Below are 20623 nucleotides of genomic sequence, written 5' to 3' on the forward strand. Positions count from 1 at the left end.
GCAGATGCACCTGATTGCCTTGGCCATCCTGTCAGGTGGCCTGTCCCTGCTCGCAGGTTGCGCCAGTACCGGCCCGCTAGAGTCCCGTCCTTCGCCGCCCCTGCCTCCCGTCCGAGGCGAAACCGCCCCCCAGAGCGTCCCGCCTCCCAGGGTAAACGCTCCCCCAGCCGTGGTAGTGCCACCGGGCATCGTCACCCCACCGCCCACCATCCTCCGGCCCCCGCCGACAGCAAGCTACCCTTCGGAACGGGAAGGCCGGACCCTGGTTGCAGGGTTCCTGCCTGAAAAGTTGAAGGACCGGGAAGGATGGGCGACGGACATCTTCTCCGCCTTTGCTGCACTCCGCATCCCTCCCACCCCTGACAACATCTGCGCAGCCATCGCGGTGATCGAACAGGAGTCCACCTTCCAGGCTGATCCGGTGGTCCAGGGGCTGGACCGGATCGTCTGGAAGGAAATCGAGGCCCGCCGCCAACGTCTCCATCTGCCCAAGGTGCTTGTCGACACGGCCCTGCTGAAGAGCTCACCGGATGGGCGCAGCTACAAGGCCCGGATCGACGCCCTGCGCACTGAACGGGAAATGAACCTCCTGTTCGAGGACATGATCTCTGAACTCCCTGCCGGCAGAAGCCTGCTCGACGGCTACAACCCCGTCCGCACGGGCGGTCCGATGCAGGTCAGCGTTGCCTTTGCCGAAGAGCATATCCGGGGAAAGCCCTATCCCCATACCCGCAGGGGCAGCATCCGCAACGAGGTATTCACCCGGAAAGGTGGCCTGTATTTCGGCATCGCCATTCTGCTGGACTATCCGGCACCCTACACCAAACCCCTTTATCGCTTTGCCGACTTCAACGCGGGGCGCTACAGCAGCCGCAATGCGGCCTTCCAGGGCGCAGTGGCCCAACTCACAGGACAGGCGCTCGCCCTTGACGGCGATCTGCTGCGCTATAGCGGCGGGGCCCCTTCCAGCGAGCCAAGCGAAACCTTGAGTGCGCTGCTGCGCATCGCCAGCAAGCTGGGCCTGGGCAAGAACGAACTCGAGCGGGACCTGCGCCTCGAGAAAACCCCCCAGTTCGCCCAGAGTCCTCTTTACACCAAAGTGTTCGCGCTGGCCGAGGCAAGCCTGGGTGGCCGCCTGCCCAGGGAAGCCTTGCCCCGGATCGAGCTGAAGAGCCCCAAGATTCAGCGCAAGCTGACCACCGCCTGGTTTGCCGAACGGGTGGACTGGCGTCACCGGACCTGCCTGGGCCGGGACAGGAGCCAACTCCCCTGAACCTGTACCGCTTCCTCAGGTCCATGAACAGTGACTTTTTATTGATCCGGCGTGCAGCAAATCTCGCCCTTCAGGGCGAGGAAGGATAACGGAGACGGCGGAGCCGGCCTTGCCTTTGCAATGAACTCGGTATAATCCGGTAGCGGCATACAGCGGGCTCGGGCTGCAAAAATCCGTAGGGGGATACAAGCACTACCCTTCATTCACGCTGGGAATGAAGGGAGAGATGTGCAGAAGGCAATGGACTGAAGCGCGCCATCCAGGACCAAGGATGGAGGGCCTTCCGCCGGCAACTGGAATACATGCCCGCCTGGAAGGGCGCGCAGCTCATCGCTGCTCCGGCGCACTACACGAGTCAAACCTGCCCGTGCTGCGACCATGGGCCGGCGGACAACCCGTCCGTCTGCGCATGGGCGAGAATTACAATCCAGTACAGTCAGTGCCCACAAGGCATGATTTAATTCGGAATAAAACAATGACCAAGGGAGAAACATCCATGAGCTTCCAGGAGCAATACGTTGCCAAGCGCGTCACTGCCGTTGAGGCAATCCGCAACGTCCACAACGGCGATACCATCGTCGTCCCCACCGCCGTGGCCGAGCCGCCAGCCCTTCTCAACGCGCTGTCCGAGCACCGCCGCGATTTTCGTGATGTCAAGGTCTCCCAGATCCTGGCGGTACGCAAGTTCGGTTACCTGGATCCTGCCACCGCCGAAAACGTGCGCCATGTGGCCTATTTCTTCAGTGGCGCCACCCGCCCGGGCTTCAAGGAGGGTGTGGGCGACTTCATTCCCAGCTATTTCTCCGAAATGCCCCAGCTCATCGACCGGGGCCTGATGCCGGCAGAAGTGGTGTTCACCCAGGTCTCGCCGATGGACAAGCACGGCTACTTCTCCCTGGGCCTGGCGCCGGACTACACCATGGCAGCGATCCGCAAGGCGCGGGCCGTCGTGGTGGAAGTGAACCCCAACGTTCCCTACGCCTTCGGTAACTGTCACATTCACATCTCCCAGATCACCGCCCTGGTGGAGAACGACGAACCGGTGCTGGAAGTGGGTCTCCCGACCATCGGCCCCGTACAGGAAGCCATCGGCAAGTACGTGGCAGACCTGATCGACGACGGATCTACCCTCCAGATCGGCTACGGCGGCATTCCCGACGCGGTGGTAGTGCAACTCACCCACAAGCATGACCTGGGCATCCACACCGAAATGATCGGCGACGGCATCCTGACGCTCCTGGAGTCGGGCGCCGTCACCAACCGGCGCAAGAACTACCTGCCCGGCAAGATGGTGGCTACCTTTGCCCTCGGTTCGAAGAAGCTCTACAGTTTCATCGATCGCAATCCGATGATCGAAATGCACCCGGTGGATTACACCAACGACCCCTACCTGGCCGGCCAGAACGACAACCTGATGTGCATCAACGCCACCCTGGAGAGCGACTTCATGGGGCAATGCGGTTCCGAGAGCCTGGGTCCGATCCCCTACTCGGGCACCGGCGGTCAGTCAGACTTCGTGCGGGCAGCCAATCGCTCCAAGGGCGGCAAGGCGTTCATCGTGCTGCCCTCCACCGCCAAGGACAACACCATCTCCCGGATCGTCCCCACCCTGACGCCGGGCACCCACGTCTCCACCAGCAAAAATGACGTCAACTATGTGGTCACCGAGTACGGTGTGGCCCAACTGCGCGGCAAGACGGCCAAGCAACGCTGTGAAGCCCTGATCGGGATTGCCCACCCGGACTTCCGTCCGCAGCTGCGCGAAAGCGCGAAAAAGATGAATCTGCTCTGATCACCGGGGCAAGCGCCCGGTATTCATTCCAGCCCCGGCCATGCCGGGGCTGTGTCGTTGACATCCTGCAATCAGGGAATCTCGGATTCCAGGGTATAGCTAGCCCCTGTGTCCAGACCAAGGACCGTCACCAGATAGGGCAGGGTCTTTTTCAGGATCTCATTGAGGGTCCAGGGCGGGTTGATGATGAAGAGACCGCTGCCATGCATGCCGTATCCATCACTGGATGGACTGCGGACGTCCAGGCTGACATGAAGCCAGCTGGTGATCGGCAAACGCTTGAGTTTTTCTGGCAACTCCCGGGACTCCATGCTGTGCAACTTCGGGTACCACACTGCATACGTCCCGGTGGGGAAACGCCGCAGGCACTCCTTGAGCGACGAGACCACCGTGCGGTAATCCGTCTTCACCTCATAGGGCGGATCCATCAGGACCAGGGCACGGCGCGGCGGCGGAGGCAGGAAGGCGTTGATGCCCGTGAAACCGTCCTGTTGCAGCACCATCACCTTGCTGCCCGCAGTCTCGAAGGTTTTCTGCAGCAGCTTGTTGTCTGCCGGATGGAGTTCGAACAGGCGCATCCGGTCTTCTTCCCGCAGCAGCGGTGCCGCACAGCACGGAGACCCCGGATACAGGCGGAGCTTGCCTGCACTGTTGAGATCCCGCACCAGCTTGAGATAGCTTTTCAGTTCCTTGGGGACATCCTTGCGACCGAGGAGGCGGCCGACACCGTCCTCATACTCGGCATTCTTGCGGGCAAAGGCCTCGTCCAGGGCATAGCAGCCGGCCCCCGCGTGGGTGTCGATGTACCAGTAGGGCTTGTCCTTCTGATTGAAATACTCCAGCAACTGGACAAGAACAAAGTGCTTGAGCACGTCGGCATGGTTGCCGGCATGAAATGCGTGACGATAACTGAGCATGGCTGGCGACCCCGGAGAAGGGGCGAAAATCGAGGGTTCAGGGGCAGGATGCTATCACCTTCCCCCGCCCCCTTGCCCGATGGACTGCACGCACCGCGACGGACGCGCCTTATTCTGCCGCGTCGTACTTGCGACGCGACCCCCGGAAACGGGCCACAGGATACTTGACCTCGTTCTTCGCCAGCTTGGCCAGCGCCGCTGCCTCCAGGTCAATGCCGGCCCGCTCGGCGATCAGCAGCAGGTAAAGCAGTACATCGGCGCACTCGTCCTCCAGCGCCTCCCGTCCGTGCAGATCCGCCGGCAGGCGCTCAATCTCGTCGTCCCCCTTCCACTGGGTCAGCTCAAGAAGCTCTCCGGCCTCCAGATTCAGGGACACGATCAGGCTGCGCAGGGTGTGGAACTGGGCCCAGTCGCGGGCATCCCTGAAAGCCAGAAGGCGGCGGGTCAGCTCATCCAGGTCGACTGCCATGGTCAGCTTCTCTTGCGCTCGAGAAATGCCGCGACCGCGGCATCGTGCTCCGCTGAGGTATGGGTCAGGGCCTGGTAAGCGGCGGACAGCTCAAGAATGGAGTCCAGACGGCTGGTCTGAGCCTCCCGCATCAGGCGCTTGGTCATGCGCAGGGCCTGCCCCGGATTGGCGGCGATCCGCTCCGCCAGCGCCCGGGCTTCGCTCATCAGCTGATCCGGGGGAACCACCCGGGAAACCAGGCCAATCTCCAAAGCCTGACGGGCATCCAGCAGATCGCCAGTGAAGCTCATTTCGGCCGCCCGGGAATAGCCCACCACCCGCTGCAGCAGCCAGGCCCCGCCGTCACCGGGAATCAATCCCAGCTTCACAAAGCTCTCGGCAAAGCTCGCCTTTTCCGACGCAATCCGGATATCCGCCATGCAGGCCAGATCGCAGCCGGCACCGATGGCCGGCCCATTGACGGCAGCGATCGTCGGCACATCCAGACGGTAGAACGCCAGGGGAATCCGCTGGATGCCGTTGCGGTAGTTCTCCCGGACCGCCATGCCGTTGCCCGCAGCCAGGCCGCGCTTATCGCGAAAATCCTTCACGTTGCCACCGGCACAGAAGGCACTGCCGGCCCCGGTAAGGATGACCACCCTGACCAAGGGGTCCCGCTGCACCCGCTCACAGGCGGCCACCACCTCCTCCCATTGGGCATGGCCGGTGAGTGCATTACGCTCCTCCGGCGCATTGAGGGTCAGGGTCACGATCCCCTCGTGCTGTTCAAAAACCACAAAATCCGTCACTGCCATGGCGCCTCCTGAGGATTGTTCCGTTGTGACAATGGTGCTGCGTAATACGGCAACTGCACTGCTAAGCCCTTATTTCCCTTGCGGAAAGCGCCAAAAAAGGCATTCTCTCCCCTTGCGCTGGGGTAACACCCTGTTATTATGGCGCGCTCTTTGGCTGGCCATTCGGCGGTACGGCCGAAAACACAAACATAACAGGGATCAACATGCCGATATATCGCCTTGGAGAGCGCAGTCCCCAGCTTCAGGAGGGTGTCTGGATTGCGGAGAATGCCACTGTCGTCGGCGATGTCCGCCTTGGACGCAACGTCAATATCTGGTTCGGCGCCATCCTGAGGGGAGACAACGATCCCATCACCATCGGCGACAACACCAACATCCAGGATGGCTCCGTACTGCATACGGATGACGGAGTCCCCCTGGACATCGGCCACCACGTCACCGTCGGCCATAAAGTCATGCTGCATGGCTGCACCATCGGGGAAGGCAGCCTGATCGGCATCAACGCCGTCGTGCTCAACCGGGCCGTGATCGGCAAGCATTGCCTGATCGGCGCAAACTCCCTGATTCCTGAAGGCAAGGTGATTCCCGATCGCTCCCTGGTCTGCGGTTCCCCGGGCCGGATCATCCGGGAACTGACCGATCATGAAATCAGCCGGCTGCTGGCGAGTGCCGAAGCTTATGTAGGTAACGCGGAGCGCTACCAGCACGAACTGAAAAAGCTGTAGCACGCGCTTTCCCGTTCAGCCAGGGGGTTTGGTCCCCTGGCCCATGCCTCAACCCAGGGTGAGCATCACCGGCTGATGATCCGAGGCCCCCGTGGCCTGATCGACGGCGACAGCCTCAACACGGTCCACCAGATCTCCGCTGATGAAAAAAAAGTCGCAGCAGTAACGCCGGTCAGGCCATTCGGCGCCATTCAGCCCGACGGTGGCCAGATGGGGAATGTCCCCGTAGCAGACCCGCCAGGCATCCTCCCAGCCCGGCACATCTGCAGCAACCGGAGCCGTCATCCGATAGTACTCAGGACTTCCCGGTTCGCAGTTGAAATCGCCACACACCACCGCCGAAACCGGCCGCGGCCAGCAGGCAAACGGCGAGTCGGGAGACGTCTCCCGATGATTGGCGTCGGTCGCCGACGCCAGGCGCACCACATCGCACTGGAGGCCGGACAAGGCTGCCACCTGGGTCATCCGCTGGACCCGGGAGTAGTACTCCAGATGCGTGTTGAGCACGCGCACCGGCCCTCTTGGCCCGCTTATGACCACTTCGAGGCATACCCTTGGCATGCTGGGCACCCCCTCATCCGGCGGACGGGGCAAGCTGTGACGGAAAACCTGGCCCACCGGCAAGCGCGAGAGCGTGAGATTGCCAAAGCAGCTGCGCCCCCCTTCCCCATCCGGCACGTCCACCCCTTCAGCATAGTGGGCGCTGTACTCCGGAAAGGCCGATGCCAGCACTGCCACCTCATCCACAGGCTCGCCGCCGTGGAGACTGGCAAAGCCTACAGACACTTCCTGCAGACAGATCACATCGAAATTACCCAGCATCCGGATCGCCGCGATCGTGCGCGACAGATTGACAACGCCATCGGCACCACGACCCCACTGAATGTTCCAGCTCAGCAGGCGCATAGAAAACTCCATCTTTCATGATTGGCCACTTCACCCCATGACACCCCAGGCATCATGCTTCACAAGAGGCGGTTGCAATGTCATGCATCCTGCCAGAGAGGCCGCCCATCGACCGTGCCCCATTGCACGTTGCAGGCCGGAGATCCTGATCCTGGCAGGGTCAGCGTGAGGCAACGCACGCCGGCGGGCCTGCGGTGATCACCGTGACAGGTTAAAACGCGGAGTCTGGATGTCGTAAGATGGAGCCCGTCCGCTCCCTTGCCATGCACCCAAATCCTTCATGAGCTCAGCCCAAGAACTTGTCGCCTGCATCGAAAAACTGGTCAGCCTGCCCGCAGCCTATCACCGGATCCGCCAGCTGCTGGACGACCCGGACAGCTCCACCCAGCAGATGGCCGAGGCGGTGGCCAGCGATGCAGGGATGACGGCTCGGGTACTGCGGGTAGTGAACAGTGTGCTGTACGGTTTTCCCGGCAAAGTGGAAACGGTCTCCCGGGCGGTCACCCTGATGGGCATGCAGCAGGTGCACGATCTGGTTCTCGGGAGTGTCGTCGTCGGCGCATTTTCAGGCATCCGGCCGGCCCAGACCGACATGCTGCGGTTCTGGAAGGATGGCATCTACCGGGGATTGCTGGCGCGGGCTGCCGCCCGTCGTCTGGGGATCGGAAATCCGGAGCGGATCTTCGTAGAGGGGCTGCTGGCCGACATTGGGCATCTGGTGATGTTCCAGGTGACGCCTGAAGCAGCGGCACAGGCACGCCAACAGTCCCGGCTCAGCAAACGCCCTCTCCACGAAGTGGAACAGCAAATCATCGGCTGCCATTTTGCCGAAGTCGGCGCAGCCCTGGTATCCGCCTGGCAGCTGCCTGGAGGCTTTGCCTCTGCCATTGGCGCCCAATTGACCCCGGCCCTGGGGGGAGCACACACCACCGAAGCAGCCCTGATCCATCTGGCCAACCAGATGGTGGCAACCCGCGACCTGGATGCCCCCGACGAAGACACCCTTGACCGCCTGGATCCACTCAGCGCCATCCGGCTGGAGATCGATCTGGAACACCTGGCTGAAATCCGTGCCCGGGCGGAAGAAGAAAGCGCTGCCGTGATTACCCTGTTCTGCCCTGCTCAGGGCTGAAATTGCTTCACATGGCAATCAAAGCGCAGATGGTTGTTCCGGAAAAGTCACCGGCACCCGGTGACAGGTTTTCTTGAACCCGCCAGACCACACAACGGCTACGCAAGGCACGAGGAGGCTCTCGAGGGCGACCCTTGCAGCCTATCTCGCCACGGACTACCGGGTGTTCCTTGACACGGGCCTCATCACCCTGCGCATCGGCGAGCAGAATCCTGTGCTCCTCCGCCTGTTTGAAAACGAGGGGGTACGGGGCGCCCTGTTCATAACCGCCTGTAATCCGCAAGGCGCACAGCACGTGGAGACTGCCAACCAGCGCTATCAGCTGGAGCTGGCGGCAGAACTTGCCCAGACTGGATACAGAGTCCTCCCCGGGGAGGGCGCAAGCACCACCGGTGACTGGCCCCCGGAGCCAAGCATGCTCGTACTCGATTCAGGGCCGGGTGATGCATTGAAACTCTGTCGCAGATTTCGGCAGAACGCGGTCGTTGTGGTTGAGTCGGACGGAACACCGAAGCTGCTGCTGGATCCCGGTTTGCAGATCGAAGGCAGCGATGATCCTCAAGCGCCGGCAAATAACCCGCGCCTGATCTGCACGGCAGTCGCCAGGCCCACTCCGCACGTCGGACTCGATCCCGACCAGGCCTGAACTGAAACGGGCACGGTGAGCCTTCAACGCGCGCCAGACGCACCCACAATTCCGGGCACCAACGAAGCAAGAGCCCTGCCTCCACAGGCATGGTCCCAGCCAGGGAGCGATCAGACGCTCGGGGCGGACACGGCCTGCACTGCCGATACGCTTCTCCGGCAATTTTCCGGTAGAGACAGCGAAGTCGTCCCCCCCAGCGGCAGTTCAATTTCCCGAAAAATCAAGGCGCTGGACGTCGTTGACGGATCTTTCCGTTGATTTTCTTACTTTTAAAGGCTACTAAATATAGTAGAAAAAAAACTTCATAAACACTATTGATTTTTTTAAGTATTTGTTTTTTAACAAAATAAAAATTTTGACGATTGCTGACCGTGGGGTAAGCTATGCGCCGACCTAGAGCACTACCGATCAACCATCCGAAAGGCCACCAACGAGCCATGACCGCCACGACCAAGACCGCCAAAGTCCAGCCCGCCACCGCCGCCAACCTTGAACCGCAGGAGATTTCCGGCGAGGTTCTGCTCGAAAAGTACGCCAAGGGCAACGAGAAGACCATTGCCGACGTTCGCCTGCGCGTTGCGCGTGCCCTGGCGGCCATCGAATCCGAGGACAAACGCGCCTTGTGGGAAGCCAGGTTCCTGGAAGCCCAGGAAAAGGGCTTTGTCCCCGCTGGACGCATCAACTCCGCTGCCGGCACCAACCTGGCCGCCACGCTGATCAACTGTTTCGTCCAGCCGGTGGGCGACTCCATCACCGAATCCGTCGACGGCCGCTGCGGCATCTACACCGCCCTGGCCCAGTCCGCCGAAACCATGCGCCGCGGTGGCGGCGTGGGTTACGACTTTTCCTCCATCCGTCCCAAGGGCGCACTGGTGCGCGGCACCCAGTCCAACGCTTCCGGTCCGGTTTCCTACATGCGCGTGTTCGACCGCTCCTGCGAGACGGTCGAGTCCGCCGGCTCCCGCCGGGGCGCCCAGATGGGCGTGCTGCGCTGCGACCACCCGGACATCGAGGAGTTCATCCACGCCAAGGACCACGGCGACCTCTCCAACTTCAACGTCTCCATCGCGGTGACCGATGCCTTCATGGAGGCCGTCGAAGCCGATGGACACGTGGAACTGGCTCACAAGGCCGAGCCTTCCGGCGAAATCCGGGAGGCCGGCGGCTACAAGCGCGATGACGGTCTGTGGGTGTACCGCAAGGTGCGCGCCCGTGATCTGTGGGATCAGGTCATGCGCTCCACCTACGACCATGCAGAGCCGGGCATCCTGTTCCTGGATCGCATGAACAAGGACAACAACCTTTACTATTGCGAGACCATTGAGGCCACCAACCCCTGTGCCGAGCAGCCCCTGCCCTCCTACGGCTGCTGCTGCCTGGGCTCCATCAACCTGACCCTCTACGTGAAGGACGCCTTCTCCGAGAAGGCCAGCTTCGATTTCGCCGGCTTTGCCAAAACCGTCGAGACGTCCATCCGGATGCTCGACAACGTGCTCGAAGCCACCCACTGGCCGCTGGAGCAACAGCATGCCGAAGCCCAGTCCAAGCGTCGCGTCGGCCTGGGCTTCACCGGTCTGGGTAATGCCCTCGCCATGCTGCGCCTGCGCTACGACACCGACGAAGCCCGCGCCATGGCCACCCGAATTTCCGAGTTCATGCGCGACCAGGCCTACCTGGCCTCCGTCGAGCTGGCCAAGGAGCGTGGCGCCTTCCCCCTGTTCAACGCTGATCTCTACCTGTCTGGCGGCAACTTCGCGTCCCGCCTGCCGGCCGAGGTGAAGGACAAGGTCCGCAAGCACGGCCTGCGCAATTCGCACCTGCTGTCCATCGCCCCCACCGGGACCATCAGCCTGGCCTTCGCCGACAACGCCTCCAACGGCATCGAGCCCCCGTTCTCCTACACCTACACCCGCAAGAAGCGGATGGCCGATGGCACCTTCAAGGAGCACGCCGTCGAGGACTACGCATGGCGTCTCTACAAGCACCTGGGCGGTGACGTCACCAAGCTGCCCGACTACTTCGTGACCGCCCTGGAGATCTCCGCCAAGGCTCACAAGGACATGGTTGCCGCCGTCGCGCCGTATGTGGACACCTCCATCTCCAAGACGGTGAACGTGCCCGCCGACTATCCCTACGCCGAGTTCGAGAACCTCTACCTCGACGCCTGGAAGTCCGGCCTCAAGGGTCTGGCCACCTACCGCCCCAACAGCGTGCTGGGTTCGGTCCTGTCGGTCACCCCGAGTGCCGAGCAGAAGCAGCCCCATGATGTGGAAATCTCCGACGACACCAACCGCCGCCTCTCCATCAAGAGTCTGCCTGCGCCAGTGCTGTCCTCGCTGCGCTGGCCCGGTCGCCCGGACCTTCCGGACGGCAATGCCGCCTGGACCTACATGCTGAGCACCCCGCAGGGCAACTTCGCCCTCTTCGTGGGCCACATGGACCAGACCGAGGAGAGCAATGCCAAGGGCGCCTTCCCGTTCGAGGTTTGGGTAAACGGTGCCGACCAGCCCCGCGGCCTGGGTGCCGTTGCCAAGACCCTGTCCATGGACATGCGCGCCAACGACCGCGGCTGGCTCAAGCTCAAGCTGGAAACCCTTGCCAAGACCGTTGGTGAAAAATCCTTCGAGATGCGCTTCCCGCCCCATGGCGAGCAGAAGATGATGCCTGGTGTGGTGTCTGCCTTCGCCCAGGTGGTCCGCTATCGCTGCGAAAAGCTCGACGCCCTGGACGGCGACCTGCCGACCCCGGTGCTCGACAGCGTGTTCAGCCTGGCCGAGCCCAAAACCGGCACCGATGGCACCCTGTCCTGGACCGTGGATATCCAGAACCCGGCCACCGGCGAGGAATTCGTGCTCGGCCTCAAGGAGATCACCCTGCCCGACGGCGTAACCCGTCCCTACTCCATGTGGCTGTCGGGCAACTACCCCCGCGCCCTGGACGGCCTGTCCCGCATCCTGTCCCTCGACATGCGCGTAATGGATCCGGCCTGGATCGGCATGAAGCTGCGCAAGCTCATCGACTATCCCGAGCCCCTGGGTGACTTCATGGCCTTCGTGCCCGGCACCCGCCGTCAGCAGAACTGGCCTTCCACCGTGGCCTACCTGGCAGCCCTGATCATCCACCGCTACGCCATGCTGGGTGTGCTCGACGAAGCCGGCTACCCAACCCGGGAGATGGGCATCCTCGAAGCGCCCCGCGACGACAATGAGCCGAAGCTGATGCAGGGCGCCCTGTGCGGTGAGTGCGGCAACCACTCGGTGATCCGCAAGGACGGCTGCGACTTCTGCACCGCCTGCGGTGCGGTGGGCACCTGCGGCTGACCCGGCAGACCCACCTGTATCGCGTGAGCCCCTCTCCGGAGGGGCTTTTTCATGGGCACCCAGCAAGCGTACTCACGTGCCGTTTCTCCCTGTCCGTCACGGAATGGAGCAGGTTTCAAGCCGGCTCGCCCATGTCGGGAAAATTTCCCGGGTCAACGAGGATCACTTCCCGATACAGCCCCGCCGATGCTCACGACAATACGGCCCGTGAATCGCGCACGTTGGCCACGGCATCGCATCAAGGCTTCCTGCGTGTCCCGACACACCATCAAGACAACAGGAGGAGCCCATGCAGTTCAAACCCCGCCACCTTGAAAGTGCCGTGCTATCGGCGCTGGTCTGCCTGAGCGGCCCAGTCCTGGCCCAGGACAGCGTGACGATCAACCCGGTCACTGTGAAAGGCATCCTGCCGGACCGCCTGGAAGCTGTTCCAGGCTCCTTCTCCCTGGTATCCGAACAGGAACTCCGGGAAGGCAATCCCCTCTCCCTCCGCGAAGCCCTTGCCCACACGCCCGGAGTGCATGTGGTCGGTGAGGACAGCCTGGGTCTGGGCCTGAACATCGGCATCCGGGGCATGGACCCCCGGCGCACCTCCCGTACCCTGCTGCTGGAAGATGGGATGCCCCTCTTCCTGGCGCCCTATGGCGACCCTTCCGCCCACTACGCCACTCCCCTGGAGCGGATCCAGCGCATCGAGGTGGTCAAGGGCTCCGGCCAGGTCCTCTACGGCCCCCAGACTGTGGGCGGGATGATCAACTTCGTCACCCAGCCCATTCCCACCCAGGGTCTGGCAGGCAGCGTTTCCGTGGCTGCGGGCAACAAGGCCTACCTGAGCACCCATGCCAATGTGGGCTATGGCACCGAGCGGGGCGGGGTCATGCTCGATGTGCTGCAGAAGAAGGGGGACGGCGTCCGGGACAAGCACGACTTCGACGTCCAGGACTACAGCCTCAAGGGACGCCTCAAGATCGATGCCCGCCATACCCTGACGGCCAAGGCGAGCCACTACACTGAAAACTCCCACATTTCCGAGACTGGCCTGGGCACCCTCGAATACGCGGAAAACAAGTACCAGGCCCCGACCGGCAAACAGGATCTGTTCGAGCAGAAACGCACCGCCCTCCACCTCCAGCATCTGTTCGAGGTTTCCGATACAGCCCGGCTGAGCACCCAGATCTACCACGTCAAGACCGACCGGGCCTCCTTCCGCCAGATCAACGATCCGGGCGGTTTCGACGACGCCAGCAACAACGCCACGGGCTACTCCCTGATCGACCGCTGCGACACGCCGGCGACGCCGGCCAATGCTGCCGCCTGCGGTGGGCGCTGGCGCCCGCGGGAGTACACCTACTGGGGCATCGAGCCACGCCTCGACCTGCAGCACAGCCTGTTCGGCCTTCCGAGCGATGCCGTGTTCGGCCTGCGCTACCATGTGGAAGACATCAGCCGCAATCAGTACCGCTCCGCCGACCCCCTGGCCCAGAACCAGGCGTGGGCCGTGCGTTTCGGTACCCATCGGGAAGACATCCAGATCGAAACGGAAGCGCTCTCGGCCTATGCCCAGAACACCTTCCACCTGGGCAACTGGTCCCTGACCCCCGGCCTGCGGATTGAGCGGTACGCCATCAAGACCGACATCCGCCGGGCGGACGGAGAAATCCAGAACAACCCCGAATCCAATCAGAACAACCGCCAGACCGTGGTCCTGCCCGGCTTCGGAATCGCCTGGAACGGCATGCCCCGGACCACCCTGTTCGCCGGTGTGCACAAGGGCTTCGCTCCGCCCCGTCCGGACCGGGACGTGAATGAAGGCAACGGCGCCAACACGGCTGTGGCCCACAAGACCCGTGCGGAGGAAAGCACCAACTGGGAGCTGGGCCTGCGCTCCAGCTATTTTCTGGGAACCCGCGTGGAAGCCACCCTTTTCCACACCGACTTCGACGACATTGTGATCAACAATGGCGCTGGCGCGTTCATCAATGGCGGCCGCTCCCGGATGAGCGGTGTCGAGTTGTCGGGCCGGGTGGACTTTGGCCAGATCTTCCGTAGCCCCCACAACGTGTATGTGCTGGCTTCGCTCACCCACCTCTTCGATGCCAAATTCACCCGGGACGGCATCGATCCGGATGATGGCATCATGAAGGGAGGCCGCCTTCCCTATGCGCCCCGCAACCTGGCGTCGCTGGCCGTGGGCTACCAGCACCCCGTGGGCCTGGAGGGACGGATCGGCGTGGATCACGTGAGCCGCCAGCAGCCAGACACCTTCGCCCGGGTCCTGCCCCCGGTGGATGCCCAGCTCTCGGGGCTGTCCGGGGAGATCCCGTCCTACAGCCTGCTCAATGCCTCCCTGCGGTACACGCCGCCGGGCAGCAAGACGTCCTTCTTCGTGAGTGGCCACAACCTCACCAACAAGGAGTACCTGGTGAGCCGGGTGGACGGCATGGTGGCGGGACGACAGCGTCAGGTGTTCGCGGGCGTCAGATTCGCGTTCTAACCCCTTGGGCAGGCTTCATGCCGTTCCCTCAGAGCATCCTGCAGTTCAGCACCCAGGCCCCATGCGCTGCAGCTGAGACATGAACGGCGGGACAGGCACGGGCTGTACTACACTCGTGCCCTTTCCCATCTGCAGGAGGGTGTCCCCATGAACGAAGCCGACGCCCGTCGAGTGATTCTCGTCCGGGCCCTGGAAAGCAGCCCGACACCCGGCACGCCCTGGAAGGACAGTGATACGGCCTGGGCCAGCCGGGCAGCCGCCGAAGTGGTCGGTGAAGACGCTGACGCAGAGCGCTTTCTGGCCCGTCGGGCCCAGTTGGCCGTGGAGCGTCTCGGAGACCGGGATCGCCAGTTTCTCCGCCTGGGGGAAGGGCACGACTGGCGTCCCTGGGTGACCAGCGTGGTCGTGGCGGTGGCCTTTGGGCTTGGCATCCTGATGGATGCGAGCGGCCCTGTCCGCTATGTCAACCTGCTGGCCTTCCCCCTTCTGGGTCTGATCCTCTGGAATCTGCTCATTTACCTTCTGCTCCTGGCTCATGGGCTCAGTTCGCCCTTCCGCCAGACCCCCCGACGCCAAGGCCCGTTCGCGCGCCTGATGGCCCGGCTGGGGGGTGCCTTGCAGGAAGGGAGCGGAGCTATCGACTCCCCCAGCCAACGCTTCCGTGCGGACTGGGCTCTGGCATCAGCTAGGCTCACCGGCCTGCGGGTCGGCTGCACACTCCATCTGGCGGCGGCAAGCTTTGCCCTGGGCGCCATACTGGCCCTCTACGTGCGCGGACTGGTACTGGATTTCCAGGCAGGCTGGGAGAGTACCTTTCTGGATCCGGAGCAGGTCCATCAAGCCCTGAGCATGGTCCTCGGGCCAGCCTCCCTGTTGGCGGAAATCCCGATTCCAGATGCCATGCATCTGGCCACCCTCCGTCTCCCGGAGAGCAGCGGCGAGAATGCTGCAAACTGGATTCACCTGATCGCTCTGACCCTGCTTTTAAGCATCGTACTCCCCCGCCTGCTGCTGGCAGCACTGGCGGGCCTGGCAGCCGGGCATCTGCACCGGCACTTTCCCCTGCCCCTGGGTGAGGCCTACTTCCAGCGCCTGCAGCGCAGCTTCGAGGGCCGGGCCGCCCATACCCACCTCCTGCCCTACAGCTACACCCTTTCCCCTCAGGCGACCCTTCGGCTACACGAGGCCCTCCAGAAGACCTTCGGTCCCCAGGCCAGCCTGGGCGTTGCACCTTGCACCCGCTTCGGTGACGAGGATAAGCTGAGTGCCGACCTGCTGCCCGATCCCCCCTCTGCGCTCACCCTCATGCTTTTCAGCCTGAGTGCCACACCCGAAACAGAAAACCACGGCTGCTTCGTGGAAAGCATCATAAAACGACTTCCTGCCGGTGCTCCCCTCGCCGTCGTCCTCGAGGAAGGAGCCTTCCTGAGTCGCTTTGCGAGCCAGCCGGAACGCCTGGAGGAGCGCCGGCGGGCCTGGACCCGGCTGCTCGAGAAGTATCCGCTCGCCGTGGGCTGCCTCAATCTGGAGACTGGAACAGCCGACGAAACAGCGCTGGCTCTTGCCAGCTTGCTGGATCAACAGGCCCATCTGGAGAAGTCCCGTTGAACACGATCAACTTGAGCCTGGTCTCCCATACCAACACAGGCAAGACCACCCTGGCCCGCAGCCTGTTGGGACGGGATGTGGGGGAGATTCGCGACGAAGCCCATGTCACGGCCGTGGCCGAGCGCTACCGGATGGTGGATACCGGAAATGAGGCCCTCGACCTGTGGGACACCCCCGGCTTTGGCGACAGTACCCGGCTGGCCAGACGCCTGGCCCTGCAGGGCAATCCAGTCGGGTGGTTCCTGAGCGAAGTCTGGGACCGCTGGCGGGATCGCCCCCTGTGGTCCAGTCAGCAGGCCCTCCGCAATGTTCGGGACGTGGCCGATGTGGTGCTTTACCTGGTCAATGCCACCGAAAAACCCGGTGATGCCGGCTACGTCAAGCCGGAAATGGAGATCCTGGCCTGGATCGGCAAGCCAGTGCTGGTTCTCCTCAACCAGCTTGGCGAACCGCACCCGGACGCCCAGGACAAGGCCGATGAAGAAGCCTGGCGAGCCCATCTAGCGGCCTACCCTTTCGTCCGTCATGTCATGCCTCTGGATGCTTTCGCCCGCTGCTGGATTCAGGAGCTGGCACTCCTGGATGCGATCGCCAGGATCCTGCCCACCACACAGCAGGACACCATGAAGCCGTTGCGAGCCGCCTGGCAGCAGCGGCGCATGGACGAGTTCGGGATCGCCATGAAGATTCTGACCCGTTTTCTTGCTGAAGCGGCCCAGGATACGGAAACCCTGCCCGATGAAGGCCTCGGCGGCACCCTGCGCACTCTGGGACACGCCATGGGCATCGGCCGCCGGGATGCGCCCTCGCCCCGGGAAGAAGCCATGACCCGACTGGCCGAGCGCCTGGAAACCGCGATCCGCCGCAGCACCGACCAGCTGATTGAAACCCATGGTCTCGGAGGGCGTGCGGCCAGTGAAGTACTGGCCCGACTCGGTGAGGATTTCACTGCCCGGGAACGGCTTCATGCGGGTAAGGCCGCCTTGCTGGGGGGCGCGGTGTCCGGTGCCCTGTCAGGACTGGCCACCGATCTCGCCACGGGCGGTCTGAGCCTGGGCGCCGGGCTGGTGGGCGGTACGGTACTGGGCGCCCTGGGCAGCGCAGGCCTCGCCACAGGCGTCAATCTGATCCGGCGATCCGACCACAGCCGTCTGGAATGGAGTCCGGAAAGCCTGGAACGGCTGATGGCCAGTACACTTCTGCGCTATCTCAGCGTCGCCCACTACGGCCGTGGCCGTGGTGAGTGGCGCCAATCCGGAACGCCCGGACACTGGCAAGAAGCCCTGGAGGGAGTGCTCGAACCCATCAACCCACGGCTCCCAGGCCTTTGGAAAGCCCTGCGCAACAGCAGCTTGCAAGAGCAGGCCAGCTCCGACCTGGAAACCTTGCTTCACGACACCACCCTGCGCTTGCTGAACATTCTTTATCCAGTCAAATTGATCCTTGATTGATCTTTTGTGGATTGTGATAGCCAGGGTTTCTACCCCTTTGTAATGTTCTTGATTAAATCATTGACGCTTAATTGCATTAAATATCATTCTTCGTCAGGTCTTCCCTGCCGACCTACCACCGCCCTCTCCTCACGGAAGGCCACCTGGCATCCCCCACCTGGGTCAGGGATCAGCCCTATCCAGTTCGGCGAGCACCTCAAGAAACGGGGACGCCCCGCAACCAGGGGTTGCGCCATCGGGGAAAACCCCAGCACAAAAGTCCATCCATGAGCAGGGTCCCCGACGTAAGCTGGCCGACACCCGGCTTGCCACAGGAGAAAATCGAGATGTCCCGCACCATCCCCCGTATCGAGCGTCCCCAGGGCCACAACACCGGCAAGGTGGTGAGCGCCGCCGACGCCGTCAAGCTGATCCGCTCCGGCGACACGGTGGCCACCACCGGTTTTGTCGGCATTGGCTTCCCGGAGAACATTGCCATTGCCCTCGAACAGCGCTTTCTCGAAACCCGGGAGCAGGATCCGGAAGGCCGTGGCAAGCCGGAAGGGCTCACGCTGGTTTATGGCGCCGGCCAAGGGGATGGCAAGGACAGGGGGCTCAACCACCTGGGTCATGAGGGTCTGGTGGCCCGGGTCATCGGCGGTCATTGGGGGCTGGTACCCCGCCTGCAGGAACTCGCCGTGGCCAACCGTATCGAGGGCTACAACCTGCCCCAGGGGGTGATCACCCACTTGTACCGGGACATCGCTGCCGGCAAGCCTGGCACCCTGACCCGCGTCGGCCTCGGCACCTTTGTCGATCCGCGCTTCGGTGGAGGCAAGGTGAACGAGCGCACGACCGCCGACCTGGTCCGGGTACTGGAAATCGACGGTGAGGAATACCTCTTCTACAAGGCATTCCCGATCAGCGTTGGCATCATCCGCGGCACCACCGCCGACCCGGACGGCAACATCACCATGGAAAAGGAAGCCCTCACCCTCGAAGGACAGGCCATCGCCATGGCTGCCCGGAACAGTGGCGGCATCGTCATCGCGCAGGTCGAGCGCATCGCCGAATGCGGCTCCCTCAACCCCCGTCAGGTAAAGATCCCCGGCATTCTGGTGGACTGCATCGTGGTGGCAGAAAAGCCCGAGTGGCACATGCAGACCTTCCTGGAGCAATACAGCCCCGCCTTCTCCGGCGAGATCCGGGTGCCGGTCACGTCCCTTGCCCCGATGGAAATGAGCGAGCGCAAGATCATCGCCCGCCGCGCCGCCATGGAGCTCACCCCCAACGCCGTGGTCAACCTGGGCATCGGGATGCCGGAAGGCATCGCCGCAGTGGCCGCCGAGGAACGGGTCATCGACCTGATGACCCTCACCGCAGAACCGGGCGTGATCGGTGGCGTGCCCCAGGGCGGGCTCAACTTCGGGGCGGCCATCAACACCGCGGCCATCCTGGACCAGCCCAGTCAGTTCGATTTCTATGATGGTGGCGGACTGGACATCGCTTTCCTCGGACTCGCCCAGGCCGATCAGGAGGGCAACCTCAACGTTTCCAAGTTTGGCCCCAAACTCACTGGCGCCGGCGGTTTCATCAACATTAGCCAAAATGCCAAGAAGGTGGTCTTCGTAGGCACCTTCACGGCCAGCGGACTGGAAGTGGCACTCGAGGACGGCCAGTTGAAGATCCTTGTCGAAGGCTGCTCGATCAAGTTCGTGGACCGGGTGGAGCACCGGACCTTCAGCGGCCAGGAGGCACTGCGGCGCCGGCAACCGGTGCTCTACATCACCGAGCGGTGCGTCTTCGAACTGACGCCTGGGGGCATACTCCTGACGGAGATCGCCCCGGGGGTGGACCTGGAGCGGGACATCCTGGCCCATATGCAGTTCAGACCGCTCATCAAGGGTACTCCCCGTCCGATGGACGAACGGGTCTTCCAGAACGAACCCATGGGGCTGCGCAGCATCATCGTCACCACGCCGCTGGAATCCCGTTTCCATTTCGACACGAGACAGAACATCTTCTTCATCGACTTCCAGAATCTGCGGCTACGCCAGGCGGAAGACATCGAGCGGATCCGGCAGCATATCGCAGCGATCCTCGGCCCCGTGGGCCGGAAAATTCCGGCAGTGGTCAATTATCACGGCTTCGACATCCTGGACGAGCTGATCGAACCCTACGCCAACCTGATCAGCCACTTGATGGAGCATCACTACAGCAAGGTGACACGCTATGCCACCAACACCTTCCTGCGCGTCCGCCTGGGGGGCGCCTTGAGTGCCCGGCAACTGCCTCCCAGAATTTTCAACTCGGCCGAGGAAGCCCGGGCAGGACTCGCAGAGGACCACTGAGCCTATGACGGACTGCCCATTCCGGGCACATCAACACCCGTGCTGCCACAGAAATGCAGCATTCCCAACACACTTGTTGCTGCGCTGCAACAAAGTCAGAAAATGAAAAGCGTTTTTTTGTCCATGCCCCTTGTCGGTGCATCGGCCTGTGCTATTGTTTTCCGCGAGAGGCCGGGGAGGGAGTCATTCTGGGTCTCTAACTGTTCAACAACAAATGTGGAGAAAACTATGGCATCGAAGCAAGAACAGCAATTCAACGAGATCCAGAAGAAGAACCTCGAAGCAGCCATGCGCCTGGCGCAGCTCAGCATTGAAAACTCCCAGCGCATCATGGAACTGCAGGTCGGCACCGCCAAGTCCCTGTTCGAAGAGGGTGTTGCCAACGCCAAGGCCCTGTCCTCCGTCAAGGATCCCGCCGAAGCCCTGAGCCTGCGCACTGCCTATGCTCAGGCCACCACCGAGAAGATGCTGTCCTGTGCCCGCGAGATCGCCGAGATCACCTCCAAGACCCAGGCTGAAGTCGGCAAGATGGTCACCGAGCAGCTGACCGGCGGCGGCCAGGATGTAGTGGATTCCTTCCAGAAGCTCTTCAAGGGCCTGCCCATCGGCGACCACAATGCCCTGGGCAGCATCCAGAGCGCCATGGACACCGCCCGTGCCGCCTACGAGCAGATGACCAAGGCCTCCACTGAAGCCTTCCAGGCCTTCACCAAGGTGACCCCGAAGAAGTAATCCTCTCCGGCTTCGGAACAGCAACGGCGCCCTC

The 20623-nt window shown here is 62.8% G+C and carries 16 protein-coding genes; 12 read left to right on the forward strand and 4 right to left on the reverse strand.

Annotated elements, in window-relative coordinates:
• The first annotated feature begins 4 nt into the window (after window positions 1-4).
• The 3 genes from PHD22_RS02930 to PHD22_RS02940 all read left to right on the forward strand — a co-directional run bounded on the left by PHD22_RS02930 (window position 5) and on the right by PHD22_RS02940 (window position 3065).
• Window positions 5-1273 (forward strand): DUF1615 domain-containing protein, encoded by a 1269-nt coding sequence (locus PHD22_RS02930; protein WP_299862039.1) that lies wholly within the window; start codon window positions 5-7, stop codon window positions 1271-1273.
• 257 nt (window positions 1274-1530) lie between these two features.
• Window positions 1531-1734, forward strand: coding sequence for a zinc ribbon domain-containing protein (locus PHD22_RS02935; RefSeq protein ID WP_299862130.1), 204 nt, complete (start codon window positions 1531-1533; stop codon window positions 1732-1734).
• A gap of 35 nt (window positions 1735-1769) precedes the next feature.
• A complete protein-coding gene (locus PHD22_RS02940; protein ID WP_299862133.1) occupies window positions 1770-3065 on the forward strand; it encodes an acetyl-CoA hydrolase/transferase C-terminal domain-containing protein in 1296 nt (431 codons plus the stop codon).
• A 71-nt stretch (window positions 3066-3136) separates the two neighbouring features.
• On the opposite strand, the gene rlmJ is transcribed toward PHD22_RS02940, so the two are convergent.
• From rlmJ to PHD22_RS02955, 3 genes are all read right to left on the reverse strand, one after another.
• Entirely contained in the window at window positions 3137-3982 is an 846-nt protein-coding gene (rlmJ, locus tag PHD22_RS02945) for a 23S rRNA (adenine(2030)-N(6))-methyltransferase RlmJ (protein ID WP_299862042.1), read from the reverse strand.
• A gap of 109 nt (window positions 3983-4091) precedes the next feature.
• Window positions 4092-4451, reverse strand: coding sequence for a nucleotide pyrophosphohydrolase (locus PHD22_RS02950; RefSeq protein ID WP_299862045.1), 360 nt, complete (start codon window positions 4449-4451; stop codon window positions 4092-4094).
• Window positions 4452-4453: 2 nt separating this feature from the next.
• A complete protein-coding gene (locus tag PHD22_RS02955; RefSeq protein WP_299862047.1) occupies window positions 4454-5245 on the reverse strand; it encodes a crotonase/enoyl-CoA hydratase family protein in 792 nt (263 codons plus the stop codon).
• Window positions 5246-5448: 203 nt separating this feature from the next.
• Between PHD22_RS02955 and PHD22_RS02960 the strand changes: the two genes are divergently transcribed.
• Window positions 5449-5970 carry a gamma carbonic anhydrase family protein gene (locus PHD22_RS02960; protein WP_299862050.1) on the forward strand — a complete coding sequence of 174 codons (522 nt, stop codon included), beginning with the start codon at window positions 5449-5451 and terminating at the stop codon, window positions 5968-5970.
• A 48-nt stretch (window positions 5971-6018) separates the two neighbouring features.
• On the opposite strand, the gene PHD22_RS02965 is transcribed toward PHD22_RS02960, so the two are convergent.
• Window positions 6019-6876, reverse strand: a complete 858-nt coding sequence (locus PHD22_RS02965; protein WP_299862053.1) for an endonuclease/exonuclease/phosphatase family protein — start codon at window positions 6874-6876, stop codon at window positions 6019-6021.
• Between the two features lie 280 nt (window positions 6877-7156).
• Between PHD22_RS02965 and PHD22_RS02970 the strand changes: the two genes are divergently transcribed.
• The 8 genes from PHD22_RS02970 (at window position 7157) to PHD22_RS03005 (ending at window position 20589) form a co-directional block, all read left to right on the forward strand.
• Complete coding sequence (locus tag PHD22_RS02970) at window positions 7157-8008, forward strand: HDOD domain-containing protein (RefSeq protein ID WP_299862056.1); 852 nt, start codon at window positions 7157-7159, stop codon at window positions 8006-8008.
• A gap of 163 nt (window positions 8009-8171) precedes the next feature.
• Window positions 8172-8654, forward strand: coding sequence for a DUF3293 domain-containing protein (locus PHD22_RS02975; protein ID WP_299862059.1), 483 nt, complete (start codon window positions 8172-8174; stop codon window positions 8652-8654).
• A gap of 437 nt (window positions 8655-9091) precedes the next feature.
• Window positions 9092-11974: an adenosylcobalamin-dependent ribonucleoside-diphosphate reductase gene (locus PHD22_RS02980; protein ID WP_299862062.1), complete on the forward strand. Its 2883-nt coding sequence runs from the start codon at window positions 9092-9094 to the stop codon at window positions 11972-11974.
• Window positions 11975-12263: 289 nt separating this feature from the next.
• Complete coding sequence (locus PHD22_RS02985; RefSeq protein ID WP_299862065.1) at window positions 12264-14468, forward strand: TonB-dependent receptor; 2205 nt, start codon at window positions 12264-12266, stop codon at window positions 14466-14468.
• A 147-nt stretch (window positions 14469-14615) separates the two neighbouring features.
• Window positions 14616-16076, forward strand: a complete 1461-nt coding sequence (locus PHD22_RS02990; RefSeq protein ID WP_299862067.1) for a DUF2868 domain-containing protein — start codon at window positions 14616-14618, stop codon at window positions 16074-16076.
• The gene (locus PHD22_RS02995) at window positions 16073-17527 is read left to right on the forward strand and encodes a DUF3482 domain-containing protein (protein WP_299862070.1); all 1455 of its coding nucleotides are present in this window, start codon (window positions 16073-16075) and stop codon (window positions 17525-17527) included. The genes PHD22_RS02990 and PHD22_RS02995 overlap by 4 nt, the downstream gene beginning before the upstream one ends.
• A gap of 326 nt (window positions 17528-17853) precedes the next feature.
• Entirely contained in the window at window positions 17854-19857 is a 2004-nt protein-coding gene (locus PHD22_RS03000) for an acyl CoA:acetate/3-ketoacid CoA transferase (protein WP_299862073.1), read from the forward strand.
• A gap of 228 nt (window positions 19858-20085) precedes the next feature.
• Window positions 20086-20589, forward strand: a complete 504-nt coding sequence (locus PHD22_RS03005) for a phasin family protein (RefSeq protein ID WP_299862076.1) — start codon at window positions 20086-20088, stop codon at window positions 20587-20589.
• Window positions 20590-20623: the final 34 nt, after the last annotated feature.

This window comes from Zoogloea sp., from assembly GCF_028693495.1.
Taxonomy (GTDB): domain Bacteria; phylum Pseudomonadota; class Gammaproteobacteria; order Burkholderiales; family Rhodocyclaceae; genus Zoogloea.

Excerpts from the sequence above, each read along its gene's own strand:
- PHD22_RS02985 (WP_299862065.1), top strand. The coding sequence starts at position 12,264 with ATGCAGTTCAAACCCCGCCACCTTGAAAGTGCCGTGCTATCGGCGCTG.
- PHD22_RS02965 (WP_299862053.1), bottom strand. The coding sequence starts at position 6,876 with ATGCGCCTGCTGAGCTGGAACATTCAGTGGGGTCGTGGTGCCGATGGC.
- PHD22_RS02990 (WP_299862067.1), top strand. The coding sequence starts at position 14,616 with ATGAACGAAGCCGACGCCCGTCGAGTGATTCTCGTCCGGGCCCTGGAA.
- PHD22_RS03000 (WP_299862073.1), top strand. The coding sequence starts at position 17,854 with ATGTCCCGCACCATCCCCCGTATCGAGCGTCCCCAGGGCCACAACACC.
- PHD22_RS02955 (WP_299862047.1), bottom strand. The coding sequence starts at position 5,245 with ATGGCAGTGACGGATTTTGTGGTTTTTGAACAGCACGAGGGGATCGTG.
- PHD22_RS02980 (WP_299862062.1), top strand. The coding sequence starts at position 9,092 with ATGACCGCCACGACCAAGACCGCCAAAGTCCAGCCCGCCACCGCCGCC.
- rlmJ (WP_299862042.1), bottom strand. The coding sequence starts at position 3,982 with ATGCTCAGTTATCGTCACGCATTTCATGCCGGCAACCATGCCGACGTG.
- PHD22_RS03005 (WP_299862076.1), top strand. The coding sequence starts at position 20,086 with ATGGCATCGAAGCAAGAACAGCAATTCAACGAGATCCAGAAGAAGAAC.
- PHD22_RS02970 (WP_299862056.1), top strand. The coding sequence starts at position 7,157 with ATGAGCTCAGCCCAAGAACTTGTCGCCTGCATCGAAAAACTGGTCAGC.
- PHD22_RS02960 (WP_299862050.1), top strand. The coding sequence starts at position 5,449 with ATGCCGATATATCGCCTTGGAGAGCGCAGTCCCCAGCTTCAGGAGGGT.
- PHD22_RS02940 (WP_299862133.1), top strand. The coding sequence starts at position 1,770 with ATGAGCTTCCAGGAGCAATACGTTGCCAAGCGCGTCACTGCCGTTGAG.
- PHD22_RS02950 (WP_299862045.1), bottom strand. The coding sequence starts at position 4,451 with ATGGCAGTCGACCTGGATGAGCTGACCCGCCGCCTTCTGGCTTTCAGG.
- PHD22_RS02930 (WP_299862039.1), top strand. The coding sequence starts at position 5 with ATGCACCTGATTGCCTTGGCCATCCTGTCAGGTGGCCTGTCCCTGCTC.